Below are 25,458 nucleotides of genomic sequence, written 5' to 3'. Positions count from 1 at the left end.
TATTAATGTTGACCTAATGGTTTAGGTGCAATTTTTTGGAATTTATCTTCTTCAATTACATTGATATATGACATTTGGTGACCTGGGAAGCCTTTCATTTTCCATCCTTCCATGTTCAAGTTACCGCCGTACATTGGATCAGCATATGCTCCTTCAATTGTTGCTGAACGCAGTAATGTAAAGAAAAATGCAGAAGTTACTCCAGACATTGCTACTTCACCTTTTTGGAAAGCAGTTAGAATTTCATCCATTTGCTTATCATCAAGTGATGAGAATCCATTTTTAAAGCGTTTTTGAGCTTCCGCTTCAAGTTTACCAACACCTTGTTTGAATATCTCTGCTCTTGTTAAACGTGATTGGTAACCTTGAGTAGCTTCACCAGCATAGAAAGGTCCTTGCATATACTCTCTAGAGTTACTGCCATAGTTACCTGCTAATTGATGATCGATAAAATATGGAACACCAAGATCAATCGCACCTGCACCTAAGTCATCTTTAGGGAAAATACGTTCTGTTGCATTTGATAAAATTTCGAATTCTTTATCAGTAGTAAAGAACATTTTACCTTTACTGTTCGTATTTGCAGCCTGATCTTTAGATGCGTTTTTATCGCTGTTTGATGAATTATTCTTGTTCGAACCAAATCCGATTAATCCACCAATTAAGCCGCCACCTACTAATGTTCCAGTTGCAATACCTGTTGTTTTTAAGAAATCACGTCTTGATAAATCTTTCTTACTCATATAGGAACCTCCCTTAATACTTTATTCGTACTAAATTTGTCATTAAGTACTCATAAAAAAGCAACCGTTACCCCAAGACTACTTTTTGAAAATAATATTTTCCTAACTTAATTAATAAAATACGTTATGTAAAAACAGTTGTCGATTATTCTTCAAACAGATTATTAAGAAACCATCTGTTTGGAGAGAAATCGATAAGTTCACAAAAATGTCTTAATAAAAAAGTTTCGAAAAATGTCACATATTCAATTCTAATCATCTCACTTCAGAAGAACAACAGAACTTATTAATCATAAATTTTACATTATAAGGGCTTTATTATAGGTTTATAGACTTTTTTAAATTGGTATATTTTATTTATTTTCATTAATTAGGAATTAATATGGAAAAATGAAGATATACAGTAAAAATAATTCATACACCGAAACTTTCGTTTATCAAAATTCATAATCATTACAATAATCAATATATTTATTTTGAATAAAAGTATTTCAATATAATTTTATAGTGTATTTTTCATATTAATAACATCTCAAAACACCTATAATAATTACTGTTTTTTACTTTTCAGAAAAATCTTTCGGAATGATTATTAGCTTGTTAAAGGAGGTTTTAATTTCATTTTAGAAATCATTTCTCACTCTTAATTACTTTCTACTTTTCTATACGAAAGTGTTAAGAAAAACAAAAAACGGTAAGCCATTAAAGGCTTACCGTTCCAGTTTTATCGATATATTCTTAAACTTTTGAGGGGGGTTTAAGAACACATTGTATTGTTTAGCTAAATTTTGGAGAAAAGTAGCTAATTAAAGTCCTTCTCTACTTGCTATGTTGTAAAGGAGGTTTTTCTTTATATGATAATGATAATCATTATCATATAAATAGTCAAGCATTTTATAGAAAATTCACTTATATTTTATTCTCTAGATTTTTTTACTTTCTTTTTCTACGAAAGTCTAAATATTTATCCAATAGGTCTTTAAAATTTTATTGTATAGTAGTTTGTAAGGGGTGATTAAATGGGTACTTTATCAAAGGATCAAAGACAACAACTAAATGCATACAGCGTATATACGGACGAGCCATCAACAGTTCTCTTCCGGCTAGATCAATTGCAAGACGATTCATTTCTTCCTGATTTTATGAATCTTATGTATGCCATAAGTGGTGTAACATCAGAAACTACTGCGATTTCATATTTCACAAAACGCTATGGCATGTTCATCGCTATGCAGTTTTACATGCTTAGTACATATGACGAAGTTTGGGATAGCGATGTTTCTTCAATCCATTTTGGAGCACGTGAAGAATTTGGGAGAACAGCGCTTTGCATTTTTATTAAAGAAAACGATTGGCGCATTGTTGATGATTCAGAACGCGAAGAAGTAATTGCACATATTTTGCTCACACAGTGTCAGGAAATTATTCAGCAATTACGAAAAATTACATCTGTTTCTCCATTAATGCTGTGGGAAAACATTTTCGGCTATATGTTATGGCATTTCCATACCCTACTGTCTAATCCTGCAACTGAAGATCAGGCACGTATTGATTTAGACATTTTAGAGGATGATAAAGTATGGTCTAAGTTCTTAAAGCGCTCTCAATTTGCAAAGTATACTGGTGGTCAACATCCATCTAAATTAGTCAATATCCCTGTTCGTAAAACATGTTGTTTCTCAAAAGACGTACCAGGATGGTTACAATGTGGCTTCTGCCCTTTAAAGTAAGTTTTCCCCATCTATAAGAAGACTGAAAATTTAATGATTTTTTTATTCGGATAATCGTAAATTTTTCTTTACAATTTCCAAATTGAGGATTATAATTTAAACACTTAAAGTTTCCTCCGGGAAACTTTATTGTTCATACAACATTTTTGGGAGTGTGGGAAACTATGACGAAGACTAGAGAGAAAAATGTCTACAAACGCTTCGAAGCACCTAGAGCAGAGGATGTATTAAGAGGCGATGTGAAAGGCTTCAGACGCATTTTACCTTTCCTTGGTCCAGCCTTTATCGCTGCTGTCGCTTATATAGATCCAGGAAATTTTGCAACAAATATCACTGCCGGCTCTGAATATGGCTATTTACTATTATGGGTAATCGCAGTTTCAAACTTAATGGCCGTCCTCATCCAATCTCTTTCTGCAAAATTAGGGATTGCTACAGGAAAAAACTTACCGGAAGTTGCTCGTGAAAACTTTTCTAAAAAAACATCAATATTTTTATGGATACAAGCTGAACTAGTCATTATGGCAACCGATTTAGCCGAATTTATAGGCGCTGCTCTAGGGTTATATTTAATATTCGGTATTCCTATGTTACCTGCAGCACTTATTACAGCAGCCGGTTCATTTGCTATATTAGAATTACAACGTCGTGGATATCGTGCATTTGAAGCAGGCATATCTGGAATGGTTTTAATAGTCGTTGCAGCATTTGCCTTTCAAACATTTATGGCGAAGCCAGATGTGGGTGGTGTCATTTCAGGTATTTTCACACCACGATTTGAGGGTGTAGATTCCATCTTACTTGCAACAGGTATTTTAGGAGCAACTGTAATGCCTCATGCAATTTATTTACATTCTTCATTAACACAAAGTCGTGTTATTGGCCGTACCAATGAAGAAAAACGAAAAATTTTCCATTTTGAATTAATTGATATTGTCATTGCTATGATAATTGCAGGAGCAATTAATATGAGTATGTTAATTGTTGCAGCTGCCGTGTTCTTTAACAAAGGTATTGCTGTTGAAGATTTAGATGTGGCATTTGAAGGTTTAACACAATATATAGGACCGATGGCTGGTATTTCTTTTGGACTCGGATTATTGATTGCTGGTCTAGCAAGTTCTTCAGTTGGTACGATGGCTGGAGATATCGTAATGCAAGGGTTTATACGAAGAAAAATCCCAATTTATTTACGACGAGCAATTACGATGTTGCCTCCTCTTGCTATTATTGCATTTGGTGTTAATGCAACTTATGCATTGGTATTAAGCCAAGTCATATTATCATTTGGTATCGCATTTGCACTCGTTCCCCTTATCATCTTTACAAGTAATAGAAGAATCATGGGCGAGCTTGTAAATTATAAAATTACTACAATTGTTGGCTGGATAGTTGCTGCAATCGTAATTTCCTTAAATTTATATTTACTTTATCAAATGGCATTCGGTGCATAATCATAAACAAGTTCGAGCACACTTCTATATACAAGGGAGTGTGACTAAATGGAGAGACCTGAAATTCCAGCTGATAAAAAGATTTTCACTGATTTGCCCTATCTAGATAATCCTGATGTTGTCGATACAGATTCCATTAGCTTGTTCGATTTGCATGAAGATATGCAAACAGTTGACGCCATTCCTGTTGAAGAATTGAATGATAAAGTGAAGGATGAAGACAATCATCATGGAACAAAATCAACCTCTTCTACTAAACGGAGATACGCACGCTCGAAAGAGGATATAGAAACGTAAGATCGAATATTTTATTAAAGTATTAAAAAGCCTTACTTAAAGTATTTATCTATACTTTAGGTAAGGCTTTTATCTTTAAAATTAATTATCTACATAAAGTACTTGGGATATCTGGTTGAGCACCCATTTCAGTAACTACAAATGCCGCTACTTTTGAAGCGTATGCAATAGCATCTGTAAGCAAATCTCCATGACATAATGCAACCGCTAAAGCTCCGTTAAAAGAATCCCCTGCTCCTGTTGTATCCACTGCTTTTGCCATTTCAGCTGCTATGAATCCACTTTCTTCGGAAGTCATATAAAACGCACCTTTACTTCCAAGCGTTACGACTACTGCTTGTACTCCTTTTCCTATCATTATAGAACATGCCTTTTGCAAGTTTTCTTCCGAATCTGCTGAAATTCCTGTTAACAATTCAAGTTCTGTTTCATTAGGTGTTAATATTGATACTTTCTGTAACAGTGAATCTGGAATATTTCGTGCAGGTGCTGGATTTAAGATGATTTTCGCCCCATTTGCATATGCAAGCTCTGCAGCCTTTTCTACTGCTTCAATAGGTATCTCCAACTGTAATAGCAATATATCACTTGTTTTAAAAGCAGCTTCTGATTCTTGGATCTGCTCAGGTGTTACAAGGAAATTGGCTCCTGGGAATAGAACAATCGAATTTTCACCAACATCAGAAAGCTGAATGATTGCTTGGCCTGTTGCGCCTTGAGAAGAAATCGCTTCAGTTTTAACACCTTTTCTCTCCATATTCTCTTTCGCACGAATGCCATGGTCATCGGCTCCAACACTCCCGATAAATTGGACGTCTGCACCTAGCTGCCCTGCAGTAACTGCCTGGTTAGCTCCTTTCCCCCCAAAATACAGATCATGTTTCGTACTGTGAATTGTTTCACCTTCTTTTACTATATGAGGTACTTCATATACAAGGTCAATATTAATACTACCTGCTACTATTATTTTTTTAGTCTTCATTTAACTTGCTCCTTTATGGCTTAACTTTTTCGGAAATGGCAGCTAGAAGCTGGGCCTGCGTAGTTATACCATCCGATAAGGATAATAATTTAGCCATTTTTGTTACGGCAGGAGGCTTTAACATACTCATTTCTAGAACATCAGGGTTATAAAAAATTTGATTTACATTATCGTCTACAACTATTTTACGATTCGCCATAACAACAATTCTATCAAAATATTCACTTACAAACTCCATATCATGTGTAATTGTAATAACCGTTTTTCCCTTTTCTTCAAGTACTTCTAAAATGTGTACCAAACGTTCTAAACCAACCTTATCTTGGCCTGCAGTGGGTTCATCTAAAATAATAACATCCGAATCCATTGCTAAAACAGATGCAATTGTTACAAACTTGCGGACAGAATAAGGTAAATTATATGGATTCTCATCATTAAATTTTTTCACACCGCATAAATCCATTGCCCAATCCGTTAGTTTGTCTACTTTCTCTTCAGGAAAGCCCATATTTTTAGGTCCAAAACGTACTTCTGATTCTATGTTATTATGAAAAATTTGATCATCAGGATTTTGAAAAACATAACCTACTTTTCTAGAAATTTGCGCTGTTTTGTATTCATTTGTATCCATATCGTCGACTAAAACATTTCCTTTAGTTGGCTTTAATAATCCATTCATTAATTTTACAGCTGTTGTTTTCCCTGCACCGTTTTGTCCAATAATAGCAATACGCTCTCCACTTAATATAGACAAATAAAAATCTTCTAAAGCTAGAGTTCCATCTGGATATGAATAACTTACATTACTTATTTTTATATTAGTCATTATTTTCCTCCCACTCTATCTCTAAAGATTTCGGTAGTTCTTCATTTTGAATAGGGATAAATTTTAATGGAACACCCATCTCTTTAAGATTTAAAGCCACTTCAGTAACGTATGGGTATTGAATATTATATGTTGAATACTTGGAATCTGAAAAAACCTCTCTTACAGGTCCCTGCATAACAAGTGATCCTTCATGGAGTACTAATATATTATCGGCATACTCTGCAATTAAATCCATTTTGTGCTCTACAAGTAATACCGTTTTACCTCGTTCTTTCATGATACGAATAACATTAAAAATGTCTTCAGTACCAATGGGATCTAACTGAGATGTCGGTTCATCGATTACCAAAATGTCTGGATCCATTACAATAATGGCGGCTAACGCAACACGTTGCCTTTGTCCTCCAGATAATTCAAATGGATTTTTTTCTCTTAAATGTTCAATGTTCACTAGTTTTAATACATCTTCAACTCTTTGTATTATTTCTTCTACTGGTACACCTAAGTTTTCTAAACCATATGCAACCTCATCAAAAACAGAATCTTTTACACCAGAAATTTGACTGAAAGGATTTTGAAATACATAGCCAATCTTTCCACCTAGTTGTCCAAGTTGATAATCTACAATTTGCTTGCCATCTACAATAACTTCTCCTGCTAATTCACCTTTATAAAAATGTGGAACAAAACCACGTATCGCATTGCACAGCGTTGTTTTTCCAGCTCCATTATTTCCAACAATGGCTGTAAATGCTCCTTTTTGAATTGAAAATGTAATATTTTTCAAACAAAAATCATCGCTAACAGGGTAACGATACGACATATTTTTTATTTCAATGATATTTTTCATAAGAAAAACCTCCAAACAATAAGACTAATCATCAAAATAAGTAATACAATTGGTATTGTCCTATCAGAGCTACTATTCTTTAACTTATGTAGGCTCGTTTTTTTAGTAGGCGCAGAAAATGCACGTGATTCAAGCGTGATAGCACGTTCCTCCGTACTTGCAATAGAAGATAAAATTAGAGGCGTTAATATTGGTATAAATGCCTTTGCACGTATCAAAAGTGATCCTTCCGTTTCCACTCCTCGAGTCTTTTGCGCTTCCATAATAGTATTTGCTTGGCGTTTCATTTCAGGAATTATTTGTAGCGTTGATAATACAATATACGCACCCATGGGTGGCATACCCAAATCCTCCAGCGCTTTTACGAAATCACGTATTTCTGTAATCCTGAAAAAAAGTATGAAAGCTGAACCCATTGCTAACACACGTGAAGTTAGTACGAGTCCGTACTGTAACCCTTCTTTAGTTATCTCAAATATCCACCATTCACCTATAACTTGGTCTCCTGGATAGAAAAAAAGTTGCATTATAAAAACGATTCCCAGTAAAAACACTAATGCTTTCACAACAATGTCTAAATATTGTTTTCCTACTCCCGCAATAATAGCTATCACAAGTAGTATAGGAAACCAAGTAAATGCAAATATATAACTAGGTATGATAATAACTGAGATTGTTACAAATAAAGTAAAATACAATTTTGTCAATGGATGCAATTTTAATATTGGATTTAGTTTCATTATTGGCATCTCCTTAAAAATATGTCTTAAAATCTAAATCATAGAGAAAAAAGCCCCTTCCTTTCCATTGATAAACCGACAACGAAAATAGAAAGAGCTTAGTAGTATTAACGTTGTTTACGTTTCATATAAAGTTCCCCATAATTCATTTTGGATAAATAACGATCTGACATACTTTTAACAATGAAGTATACAATTAATACTGAGACTACTTTATCAGCTACTTCTGTAATAAATGAAGAAGAGAATACTGCAGTCCATAACTCTTGGCCTGCTGCTAAAAATGTCGCCGTAATAATTGCTGATGTATTACCTGTAGCGCCACCAAAAACTAAAACGGTTATTGGTGCAGATACAATGACAGCAATAAATGTGATAATAATACCTGAAATAATCACTTTACCAATTTGTTTGAACATACCAAACTTAGATAAATAACCTGCACCAATCCCTATTGCTATAGATGTTAACGCATACGGTAAATAAATAGGATTAAAAATAGCATTAATTAAATTTGTAATAAGTCCTGCTAAAAGCGCTACCCAAGGCCCTGCCACTACACCGATTAAAATTGTGCCAATGGTATCTAAAAAGATAGGTAATTTTAATACATTAGCAACCTGGAACCCTACTAGATTAACCGCAACACCTATTGGAATTAAAAGCATTGCTAACATATTAAAATCGTCTTTAAAGCTACGTTTCATCTCATCTTCCTCCTTCGGCTATTTTTCTACCTCAAAGTAACTGTTCAATAAGTGCATCTCCATATACCTATCATATTGTTTTCACATAGAAGTCAACTCCCTCTATAATTCTGATTATCATACATATAAAGCCACACGACAGACGTGTAAGCGGATACATTTTTTTATTTCCTTCTTCATATAGAAAGCCTGTATTAATTGCATTGTCTTCTCCTACTTCATCTAATGATGGAAATATGGTTTTTGTGACATTAAACTCAATCAAAATTCTTAGGACACTTTGTATTTCATTCGAAACTACATCATCTAGAATGCTTTAGGCGATATGTTCCCACTAACAATTAAAATCCTTAATATTGGGGGCAAAACCTTTTTCTATTATCAATCTAGTTACAACATTTGATTATTATGTTTTTACTATTTTTTCAATCACTGTTTTACTTAATATATTTATGAGTGTTATCAAATACTACTATTAAAAACAAAAAAACTACTTGATATCTAAATAGATATCAAGTAGTTTTTAAATACTTATTCCTTAAGCTAATTGTTTACCAATCGTATTCACTGCATTAAAGAATAATTCGATAAATCCTTCACGATTAACTGTATGTAGTACTTTAACATTTGGCGCTTTACCTGTTTTACCTACATAATCAACAATTGTTGAACCAGCTGTTAAACGGCCTTCCAACTCCACTTCTACAAAGTAATCTCCACCCTGGAATAACTCTGGAGCAACAAGATATGCAACTGCACACACATCATGTACACGAATTTGTTTCTCGAAATTTGGAGCGTGAAATGGTGTTTGTGATTGTGTGAATGTATAAAATTTCATCATCTCTGCAACTTTTTCAGCAAACGGAGTTCCTGACTTGCTTAATCGTTCCATTTCATCAAGGGTAATATATGCTTTATGCGTTACATCTAAACCACTCATAACAATCGGTAAACCTGCACGGAAAACTAATTCTACCGCATGTGGATCAACATAAGCATTAAATTCAGCAGTTGTTGACACATTACCACCTACTGCTGCTCCACCCATCCATGAAATCATTTTTATTTTCGGTTTTACTTCTGGGTGTGCAAATAATAACGCTGCTACATTTGTTAATGGGCCAGTTGCTACAATAATCATAGGCTCATCACTAGCTAAAAGTGTTTCACGCATTGCATTTACAGCTGAGCGATCACTCGTTTGTAGAGTTGGCTCCGCCCATTTCACATTGCCTAATCCACCTTCACCATGAATCTCTTCAGCCACTTCTAATGTACGGAACATAGGAGCATCAAGACCTCTAGCTACTTCAACATCTTGTTTAATATACGTTAAGAAACTAAGTGCATTATACGTTGTTTTATCTTGCGATACGTTTCCAGCTTCAGTTGTTACTAAACGAATATCTAACTCAGGTCTTGCAAAAGCAAGTGTTAGCATCATTGTGTCGTCAATACCAGGATCACAGTCTAATATTACAGGGATTTTATTCAATAGATTCACTCCTCAATACAGTTAATTCTATATATTTACTTCAATAAGTATTGTAACCCTTTTTCAAGATTGTATCATCATAGTATATTCTTGTATTTATATTTAAAAGCCACTTCCCTTATCGGAAGTGGCAAATACTCATTTCATTCTTTTATATTCTACAATCCATTCGTCATTTTCTAGAAACATTTGTACACCAAGCCAGCCTTCTTTTAATAGACGTTGCTGCATAGGGGTATCACTCATTAATACTTTATATGATTCATTGAATGACAAAACCTCTTCAGTTATTTTTTTGAAAAATACATAACGAAGCTTTCCACCATATTTTAATTTTAAAGCTGCAACCATCATACCTTGAGAAAATTTGTCTTTTAGGCTTGGAATATTGAACGGCTTTACTGTCGCACAAATATAATCAAAACGTTCCACATCTACCTGGTCCATAATAACTTTAGCCAATGTCTTTTGAAGACCAAAGCCACGATAATCAGGCGAAACATTTGAAATTTCCTGGTATAAAACAAGTGGTAATAGAGATTCTTCTACTCCACAATCACGTCCAAGATGCTCATCATCAATTTCAGGCTCAAGAAGTGCACGGAATGCAATTAAATCTTCTCCTACAAATGCTCCAATCATTAAGCCGTTGCCATGAAGAATATATTCAAATTCTTCTTGTGATAGAGGCTGTAACACGGATTGATCTGGTAATGCATTATAAACAATAGTTTGTAATTGTTGTATGATCGCTAAATGTTCCATTGCTAATAAGCGTATATCAAATGGTGTTTCACCTAAATGACCTTTATATATACTGTTCATTCAAGCCCTCCTCCAATTGTTATTTCACTACATGCGAGTAGTGGCAAAGTTCTTGTAGGATAGCCTCATCTATATCAATGCCTAATCCTGGACGCTCATTTAAACAAATAAATGGTACATCATATTTTAAGTTACCCACATCTTTTGAAAATTTCAATGGACCTGTTAACTCGACACTTGTCATGATTTTTTTTGAGAATGCAACATGGAATCCAGCCGCAGAACCGACTGATGATTCTACCATCGATCCGATTTGACATTCAATTCCTGCCATTTCAGCCATTGTTGCTAATTTCATCGCTGGGTAAATACCTCCGCATTTCATCAGTTTAATATTGACCTTATCAGCAGCACGTTTAGCAATAATTTCACGCATTTCTTTTACACCATGTAAGCCTTCGTCAATCATTAAAGGAATATCTGTTTTAGATTTTATTTCTACCATCGCATCAATGTCGTCCGCAACAACAGGTTGCTCTAACCAATCTAAATCAACATCACGTAATGCTCTTAAACCGCGTAAAGTTGTGGAACTATTTTCCCATCCTTGATTGACATCTACTCGGATTGCGATATCAAACCCAACACGCTCACGTACCGCTTGAATACGTTCTACGTCTTTCAAGACTTCTGTTCCAACCTTCATTTTGAATGAGCGGTAGCCTTGTCTCACACGCTCTTCTGCTTCATTTGCCATCTTTTCAGGTGTACCAATACTTAGTACATGTGTTATTGGGAACTTCTCATGATAACGCCCACCAATTAGTTGGTAGACTGGTACATCTAATTTTTTACCAGCTATATCGAAACAAGCAATATCAATCGCTGCCTTTGCTGCAGGTACTTGATAAACTGCCTTGTCCATTAATGCATGAATCTTTTCGAAAGCCATTGGATCTTGACCAATCATTAATGGTGCAAGTTGGTTTTTTAATACAGCATAAGTGCTTTCCCAAGTCTCCCCTGTTACATGTTCATCGGGGACAGACTCACCGTAACCTATAATACCTTCATCCGTAGTCATTTTCACGATTATAGAGGGCATTGATGGATATGTGTCATAACTAATAATAAATGGTTCAATTAAAGGTAGCTCGATAGCAAAAATTTCAATTTCAGTAATTTTCATTTATATTCACTCTTTTCTTTTTATTTACGAGCTGTTATAGTTGTCGTTAAATAGTCGTTAATTAATAAAAAAATATAACAAAGGAGTCATATTCTATGTCAACAAAAATAGCAGTCATTTGTTCAAAAGCATTTATGAATCGTCTCAATATTATCTCACACGAAGTACCACATATACAATTAGATTTTTATATTTACAATTCACCAGAAGAAACACCTAATTTAATGAAACAAGTAAAACCTTGTGATGTTCTACTGTTGGCAGGGACATTGCCTTATTTATATGCTAAACACTTATTACATCAATGGCCAATACCTTGGACATATATAAAACAAGATGAAACGATGATATCAACAACTATTCTTTCTGCCATCGCAAAACATAATGTTACAATTGACCGATTATCTATTGATGTAATGAGCTCTACCTTTATACAAAATGTCTTGCATGATATCCAGTTTGAAGGGCAATTACCCTTCACGCAAGAAATTGAATTATCGACACCAACTAAGCATTTACTTACAAATCATATTGCTCTTTGGCAGTCAAGGCAAATTGACTTAGTCATAACGAGTATTCATGCTATTTATGATGAATTAACGGCATTGGGCATTCCTGTCATACGTATGCTTGATCCAAAAAGTTCAATTATTCGGCATCTAAATGAATCTATATCCTTATCACAATTAACAAAATTTGAATCTGCAAAAGCAGTTGCCGGAATTATAGAGTTCAATGAAGCTACACATAATCCACTACAAACGGTAGATCAATTAGCTACTATCATCCATGCTTCATATCAACAAGTAGATACATGCCGTTTTGAATTATTCACAACATATGGACATTTACAAAATGCACTTACCCAAAACAAACTTGAGTCTTTCTTTACTGTTTCAGAAAAGTCGGTAAAGCTCGTCTTTGGTTATGGTGAATCTATATTAGAAGCTCAAAGGAATGCACAACATGCTTTAAATTATGCATCTCCTAATGCTATTTATATCTTAACTGAAAACAAAGAACTACAAGGACCGTTTTCTAATAAAGCCTCAACATTATCATTACAAGCTAAAGATCCTTATATTGTCCTTATGGCGAAGGAAACAAAACTTAGCCCACTCAACATTTCTAAAATTATGGCCTTTAGTAAAGCGAGACAGTCGTTACAATTTACAGCTCATGATTTATCCGAGCATTTACAAGTAACACGGAGAACAACAGAGCGTATTCTAAAAAAACTTGTTGAACATAACTACGCTAAAATCGTTGGAGAAGAGATGACATATCAGCAAGGTCGACCACGCAGTTTATATGAGCTGAATTTTTCCACATACAATTAATAAAGCCTTCTAGACATCAAATATGCTAGAAGGCTTTTGCCTATTAATCTAGTGCAGGTACACTATTTAAATCTTCTTCCTTTTTTAACTTCGCTTCATTACTCTTTATTAATGCCTGTTCTTCCGGCGTTAATTTAACGATTGAAAACCCAATATATCCATAAATAATTGAAAGAATTGGTACTGTAAAATTCAATATCGCATAAGGCGCATATTCAAAAGCGCTTACACCTAGTGTCGCTAGTATAAATACACCACACGTATTCCATGGGAAAAACACAGAAGTCAATGTACCGCCATCCTCTAAAGTACGTGATAAGTTTTTAGAGTGCAGTCCTCTATCTTTATAAACCTTAACGAACATACGAGAAGGTACAACGATAGATATGTATTGTTCCGAACAAGTTGCATTTGTTGTAATACAAGAAGCAATTGTTGCAGCTACTAAGCTACCCGTTGATTTCGCAGCTTTCACAATAATATTCATCATTGATTGAAGCATACCAGAATACTCTAATACACCACCAAAAGTCATCGCAACAAGAGTCATAGAAACAGTGAACATCATTGAATCTAAGCCGCCACGATTAAACAACTCATAGACCATTTCATTGTCAGTTTCTAGTTTAAATCCTTCTTGTAAGGCATTTACTGCGTCTGCTGGTGCACCGCCTTGCACGAAAATTTGAGCTATAAATCCTAACAAAATACCAACAATTAAAGCAGGGATAGCAGGTACCTTTTTCGCTACCAATACAATTACAATAACCGGTACTAATAATAACCACGGAGAAATAACAAAGCTTTCTTGTAAAACGCTTAATGTTCCTTCAATTTTCCCAATATCCATTGTAGATGACGCAAATTGACGACCAAGTATGCCAAATACAACTAACGAAATAAGTAACGCAGGAATTGTTGTATAAAACATATGCTTAATGTGATCAAATAAATTTGTATCTGTTAAACCCGCAGCTAAATTCGTCGTATCAGAAAGCGGAGACATCTTATCACCAAAATAAGAGCCCGAAATAACCGCCCCTGCAATCATTGCTGCAGGAATACCCATACTTAAACCAATACCCATTCCAGCTACACCAATTGTAGCCATTGTCGACCATGAACTTCCGATAGCCAGTGACACAATTGAACAGATAAGCATAATCGTTACTAAAAACCATGCTGGTGAAATAATTTTCAAACCGTAGAAAATCATCGTCGCTACGACTCCTCCACCAATCCATGCACCAATCGTCAATCCGACTAACATAATTATCACAATTGCTGGTAACGCAAGTCGTATCCCCTTATACATCATGCCTTCAATCTCTGTCCATTTATAACCATGTTTCCAAGCAACAATCGCCGCTACAATTGTCCCCACAATTAGCGGCACATGTGGACTTTGATCTAACACCACGACTGTCACTAACATTGTGATAATCATAATCAAAAATGTTAAACCAGCCCAACCTGCACTTATCTCCTTTTTCATTTCTCACAACCCCTTTGCGAAAATATAAATAGTTTAGAATAGTCTATAAATAATCACTATTATAATAATAGTAATAGCCACTTCTTTTTGAGTCAAACCTTTTTTGAAAACGCTATCATTTATTATTCATAAACTAGCAAAATTCATCTAACAGATATTACTAAAAAATAAAAAACCTATGCAAAGAATTCCTTCGCATAGGTTTTTAAATTATTTTACTAGAGTTTTTGAAAGTACTTTCGATAAAACTTTAGCAGCATCAAGTAATGCTTCTTTTTCAAAAGTCATTTTAGGATGATGTAATCCTGGCGCTAAATTAGCGCCAATACCGATCATTGTCGCTTTTAATTCTGGTTTTAATACTGTGTAGAAGTGGAAATCATCACTACCTGGTGTTACAACTGGTGGAGTTAGATACTCTTTACCTAATACTTCAACAATCGCTTCTTCTGCCATTTTTGCAGCCTCTGAAGATACTTCAGCACCTGGTGTTAAATCCACCCAATTCCAAGTAATATCCACATTAAATTGTTGCTTAATTGCTTCTAATCCATGTTCAACTTTAGATTGCATATCTTTTAATACAACATTTTTCTGCGCGCGAACATCCATTGTGAAGTTTGCACTACCTGGAATTATGTTGATACTCCCACCATCTGCTACAATTTTCGTTAATTTCACTGAATTTGGCTCAAATGGAGATATATAAATATTCTTCACCATTTGTTGGATAGCTACTACAACATCAATAGCATTTTGTCCTTGATGTGGTCGTGCGCCATGGGCATCTGTTCCATGGATACTGCCCTCTAAGAATACTGCTGCTCCATGGTGGATAGCTGGAGATACTTGCCCTATTTTAAGTTCCTCAATAGGACGTAAATGCACACCAAATAAATGAGTTACATCTTCAACTGCCCCTCTTTCAAAGGTAGCAACAGCACCGTTTCCTTTTTCTTCAGCAGGTTGGAAGATAAAACGAACACGGTGATTTAACTTTTGCTTTTGCTCTTTTAAATGTAATAGTGCGCCTAACACCATCGATATATTTGCATCATGACCACATGAATGATTAGCACGCCATTCACCATCAACTTCTTGCCATAAAGCATCAATATCGGCACGTACCGCTACTACATCTTCCCCTTCACCGATTTCTGCTAGTAAACCTGGTACATCACCAAGAAGTTTATAAGAAATACTCAACTCATCTAATATAGACGCGATTTTTTTTGTTGTTTCATGTTCTTCCCAGCTAATTTCAGGGTTCGCATGAAAATACTCAAACCAATTTACTATTTGTTCATCAATTGTCATGTTATACACCTCATCTGAATCACATCATACTGCAAAAATGAATAGATTTCCAACTAAGCTTTTCTGTCCTATTATAATTTCCTGTAAATAATTTTACTAAGAAACGAATAAAAGTTTAGTGACTTAACATTGTTTATGGAGCTCTTAAAATTACTCGTATATTTTAAATCTCTTGAATTTGATGTAAATTAACTAAATTATGTAAAATCAATTCCCGTTTCATAAAAAAAACAGCCCTTAAATACGGCTGTTTAATAATTATAACTCCGTAAAAAAACCTTCAGGATATTGCTCACTATTATTCTCATGGCAAATCTCCTCACGTTTTTCCTCTTCTTTTTGAACCTCAAAATCCTGATCTACTAAGTACGTTTCAAATCTTGATGCTTTCATTAGCATCCCCCTTTTAAAAATATTTTTTATGGTTTTTTTATATTACAATTTTCTCCACATAAAATCAATGATTATAACCTAATTAATTTAAATTTTCTGTTATTTTATAAATATGAATCTAAATCCAACAATTTACAGTATAATAATGTAAACATTATACAACTGAAGGAGATTGCTCATGAGCCCTTATATAATTCCCATTTTCGCAATGTTAATCCCAATTGTCGCTATTTCATCGAAAGCTTTCAATGATCGCTTGAGAATTAAACATTCTATACTAAAAGATGAAATTGAGCTTGAAAAACTGAAACAACAAAGTTTTATAGCTGAAACTGAAAGGCTTCGTTTAGAAATTGAACAAGTTCGTTCATCATCTCCACTATCCAAAGATGCATTGTTAGAATTTAAGCCTATTCAACCAGACTTAAATATAGAACCTACTCCAATCTCTTTTAAAGAAACAAAATAAAATCACGGTCGCTCTAAGAGTGACCGTGATTTTTCTTTTCTCCAAAAACAAGACGCCATCCAATAACAACCGCAATTATTAATATCAGTATATATATCAACTTAGCATATGGAATCATATCGATTAAATAATGGACTAAAGCAAATGCACCAATGGCAAACATTGCTACAAAAATCTTTAACGTATTATTATCTTGTGTTAGTTCATGAGAATTTGAAAAAGGATATACTTCTCCATTCAAAAGTACATATGAAAGCAATGTCATCATAACTGCAACTAATAAAATTATAAGTAAATCCGGAATTATTGCCCATGAGAACATGGCAATAAATACAATGCTTAACAGAGTAAATGTCGGGAAGAACAACTTTACAATTGCTGCTTTTAGTGTACTACTATAAAACATTTTCGAATTGCTAATCGGTGTTGCTCTAAAAATCCAGTTACCTTTATATGCCCCTGAAAACTTCAACAAATGAACAACAGTCGGAATCATAAGCGCACTAAAATACAAAGGATACACATTTTCATTTGCCATGGCTTCTTTTAAAGAATAGATTCGTACTTCATTAAAAAACATGACAAATGGAATAACAATGGCAAAACCTATTTGTGGATATGCCTTCAATTTAAATTCTCGTTCCTGCCGAATCATTAGTGATGCAAATCGATAAAATGTACGCTCCTGAGAATTACGGCATAATACCTTCGAAGTCCATTCCTCAAATAGGTGGGATTTACCTTTTGTACGTACAGAATCACTCAACAATTTTGAGAGGCTTCGCTCAAATACTGGCATCAATTTAATATATAATTGCAGCATCAGCAAAGGAATAACAATACCACATGCCATTAATATAAGCATATTTATCGAGTAATCTTGGTTTAACATTACTTCAAAAAAGGCACTATACCAAAGAGGGGGTAAAAAAACATGCCACCATGTAAACATATACTGTAAATTCATTTGAGTTAACTCAAATGAATTTGCCATTACTTGATAGCTAAGCATAACTGCGACAGCTAAAAATATTTGCACATAATTGATAAGATCCTTCAGTTTTTCACCACTAAAGAAACGTAGAATAAATAAATATGTGAAGGCAGTAATGACAACGACAAAACAACTAATAAAAACAATACTAATGATGAAAATGAGCCCGTAAAAAATACCGAATCGATATATACCAACAGCAAGTGGAATAATGACAAATGCACCTTCCAACAATGCTAAATAAATTACAATATGCATTAATTTAGCCGCATTCAGTGTACGATTACTGACGGGTTTTGGCTGTAATATATTTTTGTCACGCACATCTAACAATACTGCTGAGAAATCAGACACCATCGTCGTAATTGTAATGAACATTAGCATAGTAAATAAAATGCTCGACGCAAACATATATTGATTTTCCAAAAATAAAAAAGGGGTTAACAATAAGAGTCCGTATAAAAGATATATCCAGAGTGATTTAATAAACTGATTACCCTCTTTTTTCTGCTTTTGTCCATTGAAAATAGCCGGTATTCGACGACTGTCCATCGTTAGTTTCAATTGAATCAGTTTCCTCATAATTGGATAATCGATATCGAATTTCTCAAAAATCCATCGGAACGCATCGAGTACTCTCAACGATTTAAAATCATTCATGTACTCGACCTTCTTTCACAATCTCGACAAAACGCTCAGCAATTTCAACCTGCTGATTAAATCCTGTCATTTGATTGAATATTTCTTCTAGAGTCCCCTCCTTGCCTTGCTGTTGTAACTCTTCGAAACTACCATCTGCTACTACTAAACCATTAACTAAAAGCACAATTCGATCACTAATCTTCTCAACAACTTCCATGATATGAGAAGAATAAAAAACAGTCTTCCCCTCCTCAGCAAGCTTTGCTAAAACCTCCTTCACAACGAGTACACTATTTGCGTCTAACCCACTTAAAGGTTCATCAAAAAATAATAGATCGGGATTATGCAATACGCTCGAAATAATCAGCACCTTCTGACGCATCCCCTTTGAAAAAGAGGTTAAGCGTTGATGAAAAGCATGCTCTAACCCAAATTGGAACATCAATTGATATGCTTTTTTCTCAGCTTCCTCTCGTCCTAAACCGTACATTTCTCCAGTAAAGGTCAAGTACTCTGCAGCCGTTAAATGATCATATAGCTCTGCCGTTTCAGGCACATAGCCAATCCGTTTTTTATATGTATAATCTCCATCAGCAATATCCTTACCGAAAATTTCAATTTTCCCTGAATAGCCTTCAATTAACCCAAGCATTAATTTTACCGTCGTACTTTTACCTGCTCCATTCGGACCTATATAACCAATAATTTGTCCCTTACCTACTTCTAGATTAATACCATTTAAGACTTGCTTATTACCAAAAGACATCTCAACGTTTTGTAATCGTAAAATGGATTCGCCTATCAACAAAATCACTCCTTTATAAGAATTTTCTTACTTCTTTAATTATAATAAAACCTTAGAATCGTATAAATGACTCTAAGGTTTTATGGTTATATTATCGTTTACGAGAGTTTTTAATTTCAGATACTTGCTCTCTCATTGTAGCGTATTTATTGTCGCCTATTAAAATCATAATTTGTAACATTGTAAAAGGTAAATAGGCTCGTTTTCGATAAGCCAAATATTTAGGCTTCCATGTATTTGCGAATTTCTCTTTAAAATGTTGCACGTCTTGGAAATTATAATATTCTTGCCCATTAAATATAATTTCTGCAGCAATTTTCTCTGTTAACGTCGCATACTTGGAAACCCCAATATGTGAAAGTGGTGTCATACCAACATTTAAATGTTTGAAATTCTCACTCTTTGCCCAGATGAAGATATTGAGGAATAAATAATCTATTATTCCTGTTGGAAGATCCGTCTTTTTCGAACGCATTAAGTCAATCGAAATAGTCTGTTCTTCGTCATATAACGGGATGATATTTGAAAATGCTACAACTTGCGCTTCACCATTTTTTACAACAGCGAGTGGTGCAAATTGTAAGTAATCTTCGTTAAAATAACCAAGTGAGAATCCCTTTTCCTTTCGATTATCCAGCCATTCATCTGATAAGGTGCGCAATTCTTTCAGCAAATTTTTTTGAAATGGAGGTTGTATGATTTCAAAAGAATAGCCTTCCTGCTCTAAACTATTTGTCAGCTTACTAACGGACTTTGCATCATCTTTTGAATATACAAGTTTCTCAACATCTATATAGCCCTCTTCTCCTAATTTAAAGAAATTGTAGCCATAGCCATGTAGATAAGGTACAAACTGATCGCTTACTTCATAAAAGACTGGCGTATAACCGTAGTAATCAGCATGCGCAACAAACTCTTCAATCGCTTCCGCAAAATCCGCCTTTTCTCCAACCAAGTCTCCAAGAACAACTAGTTTATCGGCACTTTCCTGATAAGGGAATAAAACAGTTTTCTTCTTATTCCAAAAAATATATTTATCATGTAAAAAAATAAGGTGTGATAGCTCTTTACCACCATATTTATTGAGATGTAAAAATATTTCTTTCTCATGCTGGAATGAAGATATTTTCTTAAATTGTGTCACTTTCCTTAACCAAACTTCTATTAATACAACAATGGTTACAACAATTAAAGCGATAAAAGCGCTACGAAATAGATCACCCGAATCCGTAATAAAGTATGGTCTCATGCTTTCCGGAATTGGATATTTTGCAGATGGCTTCGCCCAAATGCCAATACCAACATACAATGCTGTAATAACCAAAATAATAGATACATTTATAATTGAGCGACCCCATGTAACAATATAACTTTCACGATAGAAACGATCTCTCGATACAAATAATAGTCCAGCTACAAAAATCATAAATAGTGCCTGTTCATATTGAATACCTTTTAAAATAAATAATGCTGCAGCAAACAATAATACAAATAATGTTAATTGGTATGAACGTCGATCCTTGTATGAAATACCATTAGATAATGCTAGCAATATAAATCCTGTCGCTACAGCAACTTGATGAGATACGTTTACTATCGGCAAAGATAATACATCTTTTGCATACTTAATTCTTTCAATGGCTCCAGGAGCTGCAGAAGATAGTAAAAGCAACAAGCCTGATAAAAACACAAGAACAGTAGCTGTGATATGACTAGCACGTTCTAAAATAATATTAGGAACACTATTAAAACCGGCATTTAATTTCCCCCATAGCTCTCGAAGGAACAAAGCAAGCCCCGCTAAAAAAGGAATAATATAATAACCTACGCGGTAAAATAATAGCATTAATAATACAGACTCTTCAGGAACATTTAAACTTTGAGTTCCCCAGATGAACACTAAATCAAAAGATCCGAGACCACCAGGAATCATACTCACAATACCAGCACATGAAGCAACAATGAAAATCGGCAATAATTGTTCAAATCCAATTGGAACTTCTAGCATATAGCTGATTAAGTATATAAATGCAAATGCGCCTAACCATTCTAAGACTGATACACCTAGTAATCCCACATCACCTAATACATGGCGAGGTGTTGTTGTTTTTTTAACTAATTGAACAATAGCTTTGATAATTAAAAATGGCACATATAGACCAATAATTGATACAGCAACAACTAAAATCTTTCGTTCATTAAATAATGGGAAATCCCAATAGAAGATTGGTAATACCCAAGCAAATAATGAAAGACCAGCTAAATAAAATAAAGTTACTGAAGCAATTGTTTTGAAAAAGGCACCACTATCTATTTCTTTTTTCTTAAAATAATGTGTTCGTAACAACACACCAATTAAGCCGCCAAAACCAATTAGATTAGAGAACGAGTTAATAATTAACGATTCTTTCATCAAACGTCTTAAAGGTCTTTTAAGCTTTAGTTTTCTTACAATAAAATAGTCATAAAAAAACATTGGAAATACAAGTGCTAAAGGAACAGCTGCCATTAATACTAAAGTACGAACATCTAAATTCTCTAGCTCTCGAACAATTTCTTGCCCATTAACATTCCCAAGTATCTTACCTATTTCATGAATAGCAAAAATCATTAATAGTACCGGAAGAATGATTTTCAGCCATTGAAAAATTGTCGATCTGTTTAGTTTCATTCGCAACCACCCATTTTACGTCAACTTCTTATACTACTACTATACAGTTGTAACGCAAAAAATGCTGAATTCGTTGCTTAAATTCTTATTTTTTTCACAAATCGACTATTTTTTGATAACCCCGCACGCTATTCGCTTACCAGAATTCCCTGATGGATCTGTTTTATAATCGTCTGATGATTCATGTATAACAAAAGCACTACCATCTCCATCTAAAATAGAACGACTATCTCCTTGTTTTAAAGTAAATGCTTTAGTCGAAAATTCTAAATCAACTGTACCATCTTTATCTATTTGTAAATTTGGTAAATCACCTAAATGGTACCCTTTTGGATTTAGATATCCATGTTGCTTATCTGTTGGATTAAAGTGCATACCTGCCGACTCGAATGTAGGCGCTTCACATTTTCCGACTGCATGAATATGAATCGCTTTCTCACCAGGTTCTAACCCTTGTAAAGCAATTCCGATGTTAACACCTTCTTCTGTTTCAGTTAAAACTGCTTCACCAATAGATTTACCTTCACTATTAACGAACATTGCATGTGCAGATTCAGCTGGAATTGCGGTTACTTCCTTATAAACTTCTTTATTAGACGAACAAGCACCAAGCAATAATGTCATACTTAGTAACATCCATTGCGATTTTTTTACTCTCATTGAATACCACTCCTTTTATAAAAGGATGGCTAAAATGTTGAAAATTATGTATGAGGAATGCTAATGACTCTCTTTTTCAAGAAAAGCGAATAAAAAAGTACCTCTCACAACGAAATTTTTTCGACATGAGAGGTACATTTTATATAGCTTATCAGTTTAGTTTAAAACTTTGATTGTGACATTACGTACGCCCCACTGATAAACCTTGTTGTTATCTGGGATGAATACATCAATACGGTTTCCTTTAATAGCGCCACCCGTATCAGAAGCGATTGCCTCCCCATAACCTTCAACCCACACTCTTGAACCTAATGGGATAACAGAAGGGTCAACTGCAATAACTTTTGCTCCTGGATTTGCACGTAAATCATAACCAGTAGCTGTTACACCTGAACAACCAGTACAATATGCAGTGTACGCAGTCGCACGTACAGTCATTGTTTTACCACCTTGAGGAGGTGTTGCTGTTGCTGATTGTGTAGATGTTGATTGAGCTTGTTTTGTTTGTTTTGCTTGTGGTGCTTCTTGTGTTTGAGCAGGCGTTTGTTGAACTTTTGTAATATTTGAAGTTGCCTTAGCCGATAATGCGAGTGTATCTCCTGCAAAGATTAAATCGCTTGATAAATTATTCCAACTCATCAAATCCGCTATAGTAACCTCATTTTCTTCGGCGATTTTTGTAAGTGTATCACCTTTTTTAATAGTATATGTGTCATCTGATTTTTTATCAGATTTAGATTCTAATTCTAGTTGTTGCGCTGGGAAGATTAAAGAAGAATCTAGCAGGTTAGATGCTTGCAAGTCTTCGACTGAAATGTTGTTGGCCTGTGCAATAGCCCAAAGTGTATCACCTTTTTCAACAGTATAACTAACAGATGCAGCTTGCGCTGTCATTGTTGCAGATCCTAATATTAAAAAACCTGCTGCTAGTGCAATCAATTGTTTTCTCATCGTTAAAAACGACCTCCTTTTCACTAACACGGATAACTCTAACATCCCCACATTGCATGAATATTTCTAAACGATGTAGGGGGGGTATCAATCCTGTTACAATAGTTGGCAATATTCTGTCATTTTATACATTTTTCTGTAAAAATTTTTTTCAAAGTGTTCAAAAAGGTTGTCATGACTACTATCACAGGAATTGGAATATAACTCCAATCACTCATTTCTGAAGCGCTTCATGCTCAAAGAACATAAAGAAATTGTCTCCATTTTTTTTTATTTCCTTGCAAAAAGAGGTTATTTCACTAAATTTGAGGGTGAAAATAGAGGTTTGAGCGTTCAAATATTACAAATGTCCATACACATTTTTAGAAGAAATAAACAGTAAAAGAATGTTTTTCAATTTACTTTCTGGTAAAACATTCAACTAATATATACTTTAAAAACAAAATTTTATTTTAAAGCATATATTTTCTTAACAAAAAAACACCTTCCTTTATCATTTAGGAAGGTGTTAAGTAAATTTAATCTGACCATGCTTGATCACAAACATTTAATGAATTTAAGAAGTAACCTCTTTTTGCATCGCCTTTAATTCAGCCAAAGTATAAAGTTCTAATAAGTCCTGTTTGTTAAGTTCAGGCAATAATAAATGAATATCTCTAAGTAATACTTTACGTTTTTTAAATTTGTCTTTATCTTCTTTTTGCTCAGCTGATTCGTCCATTACATTCAATAGTAATTCATCGGCCGACACTTGTAGCACCCCGCTTAACTTTACAATCCAGCTTGCGGATGGAACACTTTCTCCCATCTCCCAACTTTTAATACGGCTTGCGGACGTGCCAATTTTTCTGCCTAATGACAACATTGAATAATCATTTAACTCTCGTAGTTCCTTCAACTTCATTCCAAAAGCTTGAGCGTCAAACATTTTTCTCACTCCTTTTAATGTATTTTCTTTTGTGGTTCTTGAATTACTTCTATTATTAAGTTTTCGTATTTGCACTATTGAAATTTAGTGTTGAAAACTAACTCTGATGACTAAATAAAATTGTTATTTAACAAAACTAGCTGGCATATAAGCAGCTACTACCTCTCCATTAACTACATGCTCATCCCCAGCATATAATTTCACGTGAACTTTGAATTTCTTTGGGTGAATTTCTTCTACCTTGCCAACAGCTTTTAGCTGTACCCCTTGTGGCGTCGGTTTCAGGTAATCCACATGTAATGACGCGGTAACGAATCTTGGCGGTTCCACACTATCACCTGGCTCATGGCCATTTTTTCTATGGAGTGCCAATGCTGCTGATCCGGTACCATGACAATCAACAAGTGAAGCTAAAAAGCCACCATATACGAATCCTGGTATAGCAGTGAATTTATCTCCTGATTCATAAAAAGTAACGGTTTCTTCGCCTTCCCAAACCGTGCGAATATGATGACCTTCAGTGTTCAATCTTCCACAACCGTAGCACCAAGCAAATTCATCCGGATATTCATCCTGAATAGCTATTTTTTCTACCTTATTCATGCACATTCATCCCCCTTATTGCAAAATAATCCATCTACTATACAATTCGACACCCTGCTTCTTAAACCTTTTCTTTTTAACAACTTTTCTGCTTTAAAGAGAAAATTTTAATGTTTATTAGAATAATAATTAGATTACAGAGCGAATTCACTTTAACTTAAAAGCAAAAAAGCCATTTCATCTAATCGATGAAATGGTTTTTTTAATTTAATTTACTATTACCCATGTAGCGCAAAAAATGATTATGATAACAATCAATTTGAATAACCTAGTAGTATTTTCATTTCCCTTTAAGACTCTTTGCTCTTCTTCATCTACGATTTTGCGATAATCAGGATTGCAACATCCCATTAAATATGGTCCTTTTTATAACCTGATTCATCTTTGTCCAATAAGATCAAATTTT

The 25,458-nt window shown here is 34.4% G+C and carries 24 protein-coding genes; 5 read left to right on the top strand and 19 right to left on the bottom strand.

Annotation, left to right across the window (positions count from 1 at the left end):
- Positions 1-2 precede the first annotated feature (2 nt).
- Positions 3-743 (bottom strand): gluconate 2-dehydrogenase subunit 3 family protein, encoded by a 741-nt coding sequence (locus tag BK137_RS09735; RefSeq protein ID WP_038180437.1) that lies wholly within the window; start codon positions 741-743, stop codon positions 3-5.
- A 1,019-nt stretch (positions 744-1,762) separates the two neighbouring features.
- Here BK137_RS09735 and BK137_RS09730 point away from each other — a divergent pair.
- From BK137_RS09730 to BK137_RS09720, 3 genes are all read left to right on the top strand, one after another.
- A complete protein-coding gene (locus tag BK137_RS09730) occupies positions 1,763-2,473 on the top strand; it encodes a Fe-S oxidoreductase (protein ID WP_038180440.1) in 711 nt (236 codons plus the stop codon).
- A gap of 164 nt (positions 2,474-2,637) precedes the next feature.
- Positions 2,638-3,927 carry an Nramp family divalent metal transporter gene (locus BK137_RS09725; RefSeq protein ID WP_038180443.1) on the top strand — a complete coding sequence of 430 codons (1,290 nt, stop codon included), beginning with the start codon at positions 2,638-2,640 and terminating at the stop codon, positions 3,925-3,927.
- Between the two features lie 48 nt (positions 3,928-3,975).
- Positions 3,976-4,224 (top strand): hypothetical protein, encoded by a 249-nt coding sequence (locus BK137_RS09720; protein ID WP_038180446.1) that lies wholly within the window; start codon positions 3,976-3,978, stop codon positions 4,222-4,224.
- An 85-nt stretch (positions 4,225-4,309) separates the two neighbouring features.
- Here the strand turns inward: BK137_RS09720 and rbsK are convergent, their stop codons facing one another.
- The 8 genes from rbsK to BK137_RS09675 form a co-directional block, all read right to left on the bottom strand.
- Positions 4,310-5,206, bottom strand: a complete 897-nt coding sequence (gene rbsK, locus BK137_RS09715) for a ribokinase (RefSeq protein ID WP_038180448.1) — start codon at positions 5,204-5,206, stop codon at positions 4,310-4,312.
- Positions 5,207-5,219: 13 nt separating this feature from the next.
- Positions 5,220-6,032: an energy-coupling factor ABC transporter ATP-binding protein gene (locus BK137_RS09710; RefSeq protein ID WP_038180451.1), complete on the bottom strand. Its 813-nt coding sequence runs from the start codon at positions 6,030-6,032 to the stop codon at positions 5,220-5,222.
- The gene (locus BK137_RS09705) at positions 6,025-6,885 is read right to left on the bottom strand and encodes an energy-coupling factor ABC transporter ATP-binding protein (protein WP_038180454.1); all 861 of its coding nucleotides are present in this window, start codon (positions 6,883-6,885) and stop codon (positions 6,025-6,027) included. The genes BK137_RS09710 and BK137_RS09705 overlap by 8 nt, the downstream gene beginning before the upstream one ends.
- Entirely contained in the window at positions 6,882-7,625 is a 744-nt protein-coding gene (locus BK137_RS09700; RefSeq protein WP_038180459.1) for an energy-coupling factor transporter transmembrane component T, read from the bottom strand. The genes BK137_RS09705 and BK137_RS09700 overlap by 4 nt, the downstream gene beginning before the upstream one ends.
- A 107-nt stretch (positions 7,626-7,732) precedes the next feature.
- Positions 7,733-8,332 (bottom strand): ECF transporter S component, encoded by a 600-nt coding sequence (locus BK137_RS09695; protein WP_038180462.1) that lies wholly within the window; start codon positions 8,330-8,332, stop codon positions 7,733-7,735.
- A 538-nt stretch (positions 8,333-8,870) separates the two neighbouring features.
- Positions 8,871-9,830, bottom strand: a complete 960-nt coding sequence (locus tag BK137_RS09685) for a nucleoside hydrolase (protein WP_038180464.1) — start codon at positions 9,828-9,830, stop codon at positions 8,871-8,873.
- Positions 9,831-9,968: 138 nt separating this feature from the next.
- Positions 9,969-10,655: a hypothetical protein gene (locus BK137_RS09680; protein WP_038180467.1), complete on the bottom strand. Its 687-nt coding sequence runs from the start codon at positions 10,653-10,655 to the stop codon at positions 9,969-9,971.
- Positions 10,656-10,674: 19 nt separating this feature from the next.
- Positions 10,675-11,784, bottom strand: coding sequence for a mandelate racemase/muconate lactonizing enzyme family protein (locus tag BK137_RS09675; protein ID WP_038180468.1), 1,110 nt, complete (start codon positions 11,782-11,784; stop codon positions 10,675-10,677).
- A 95-nt stretch (positions 11,785-11,879) separates the two neighbouring features.
- Here BK137_RS09675 and BK137_RS09670 point away from each other — a divergent pair, with 95 nt between their 5' ends.
- A complete protein-coding gene (locus BK137_RS09670; protein ID WP_038180471.1) occupies positions 11,880-13,124 on the top strand; it encodes a hypothetical protein in 1,245 nt (414 codons plus the stop codon).
- Positions 13,125-13,167: 43 nt separating this feature from the next.
- Here BK137_RS09670 and nhaC read toward each other — a convergent pair whose 3' ends face one another.
- From nhaC to BK137_RS22810, 3 genes are all read right to left on the bottom strand, one after another.
- Positions 13,168-14,619, bottom strand: a complete 1,452-nt coding sequence (nhaC, locus tag BK137_RS09665) for a Na+/H+ antiporter NhaC (RefSeq protein ID WP_038180472.1) — start codon at positions 14,617-14,619, stop codon at positions 13,168-13,170.
- Positions 14,620-14,829: 210 nt separating this feature from the next.
- The gene (locus BK137_RS09660) at positions 14,830-15,936 is read right to left on the bottom strand and encodes an amidohydrolase (RefSeq protein WP_038180474.1); all 1,107 of its coding nucleotides are present in this window, start codon (positions 15,934-15,936) and stop codon (positions 14,830-14,832) included.
- Positions 15,937-16,194: 258 nt separating this feature from the next.
- The gene (locus BK137_RS22810) at positions 16,195-16,329 is read right to left on the bottom strand and encodes a hypothetical protein (RefSeq protein WP_268746455.1); all 135 of its coding nucleotides are present in this window, start codon (positions 16,327-16,329) and stop codon (positions 16,195-16,197) included.
- 178 nt (positions 16,330-16,507) lie between these two features.
- Here BK137_RS22810 and BK137_RS09655 point away from each other — a divergent pair, with 178 nt between their 5' ends.
- On the top strand, positions 16,508-16,798 hold the full coding sequence (locus tag BK137_RS09655; protein ID WP_051448586.1) for a hypothetical protein: 291 nt from the start codon (positions 16,508-16,510) through the stop codon (positions 16,796-16,798).
- A 13-nt stretch (positions 16,799-16,811) separates the two neighbouring features.
- Here the strand turns inward: BK137_RS09655 and BK137_RS09650 are convergent, their stop codons facing one another.
- From BK137_RS09650 to BK137_RS09620, 7 genes are all read right to left on the bottom strand, one after another.
- Positions 16,812-18,452, bottom strand: coding sequence for a hypothetical protein (locus BK137_RS09650; protein WP_038180477.1), 1,641 nt, complete (start codon positions 18,450-18,452; stop codon positions 16,812-16,814).
- Positions 18,445-19,200 carry an ABC transporter ATP-binding protein gene (locus BK137_RS09645; RefSeq protein ID WP_051448602.1) on the bottom strand — a complete coding sequence of 252 codons (756 nt, stop codon included), beginning with the start codon at positions 19,198-19,200 and terminating at the stop codon, positions 18,445-18,447. Before BK137_RS09645 ends, BK137_RS09650 begins: the two co-directional genes overlap by 8 nt.
- 130 nt (positions 19,201-19,330) lie before the next feature.
- Positions 19,331-21,910, bottom strand: coding sequence for a bifunctional lysylphosphatidylglycerol flippase/synthetase MprF (mprF, locus tag BK137_RS09640; protein WP_051448587.1), 2,580 nt, complete (start codon positions 21,908-21,910; stop codon positions 19,331-19,333).
- Positions 21,911-22,015: 105 nt separating this feature from the next.
- Positions 22,016-22,570: a superoxide dismutase family protein gene (locus tag BK137_RS09635; protein WP_038180482.1), complete on the bottom strand. Its 555-nt coding sequence runs from the start codon at positions 22,568-22,570 to the stop codon at positions 22,016-22,018.
- A gap of 156 nt (positions 22,571-22,726) precedes the next feature.
- Positions 22,727-23,521: a LysM peptidoglycan-binding and 3D domain-containing protein gene (locus BK137_RS09630; protein WP_038180484.1), complete on the bottom strand. Its 795-nt coding sequence runs from the start codon at positions 23,519-23,521 to the stop codon at positions 22,727-22,729.
- Positions 23,522-24,077: 556 nt separating this feature from the next.
- Entirely contained in the window at positions 24,078-24,449 is a 372-nt protein-coding gene (locus tag BK137_RS09625) for a helix-turn-helix domain-containing protein (protein WP_038180486.1), read from the bottom strand.
- 123 nt (positions 24,450-24,572) lie between these two features.
- The gene (locus tag BK137_RS09620) at positions 24,573-25,052 is read right to left on the bottom strand and encodes a PaaI family thioesterase (protein WP_038180489.1); all 480 of its coding nucleotides are present in this window, start codon (positions 25,050-25,052) and stop codon (positions 24,573-24,575) included.
- Positions 25,053-25,458: the final 406 nt, after the last annotated feature.

Origin of the sequence: Viridibacillus arenosi (assembly GCF_001955655.1) — a bacterium.
GTDB lineage: Bacteria > Bacillota > Bacilli > Bacillales_A > Planococcaceae > Viridibacillus > Viridibacillus arenosi.
This window is presented reverse-complemented; position numbering and strand designations above follow the sequence as displayed.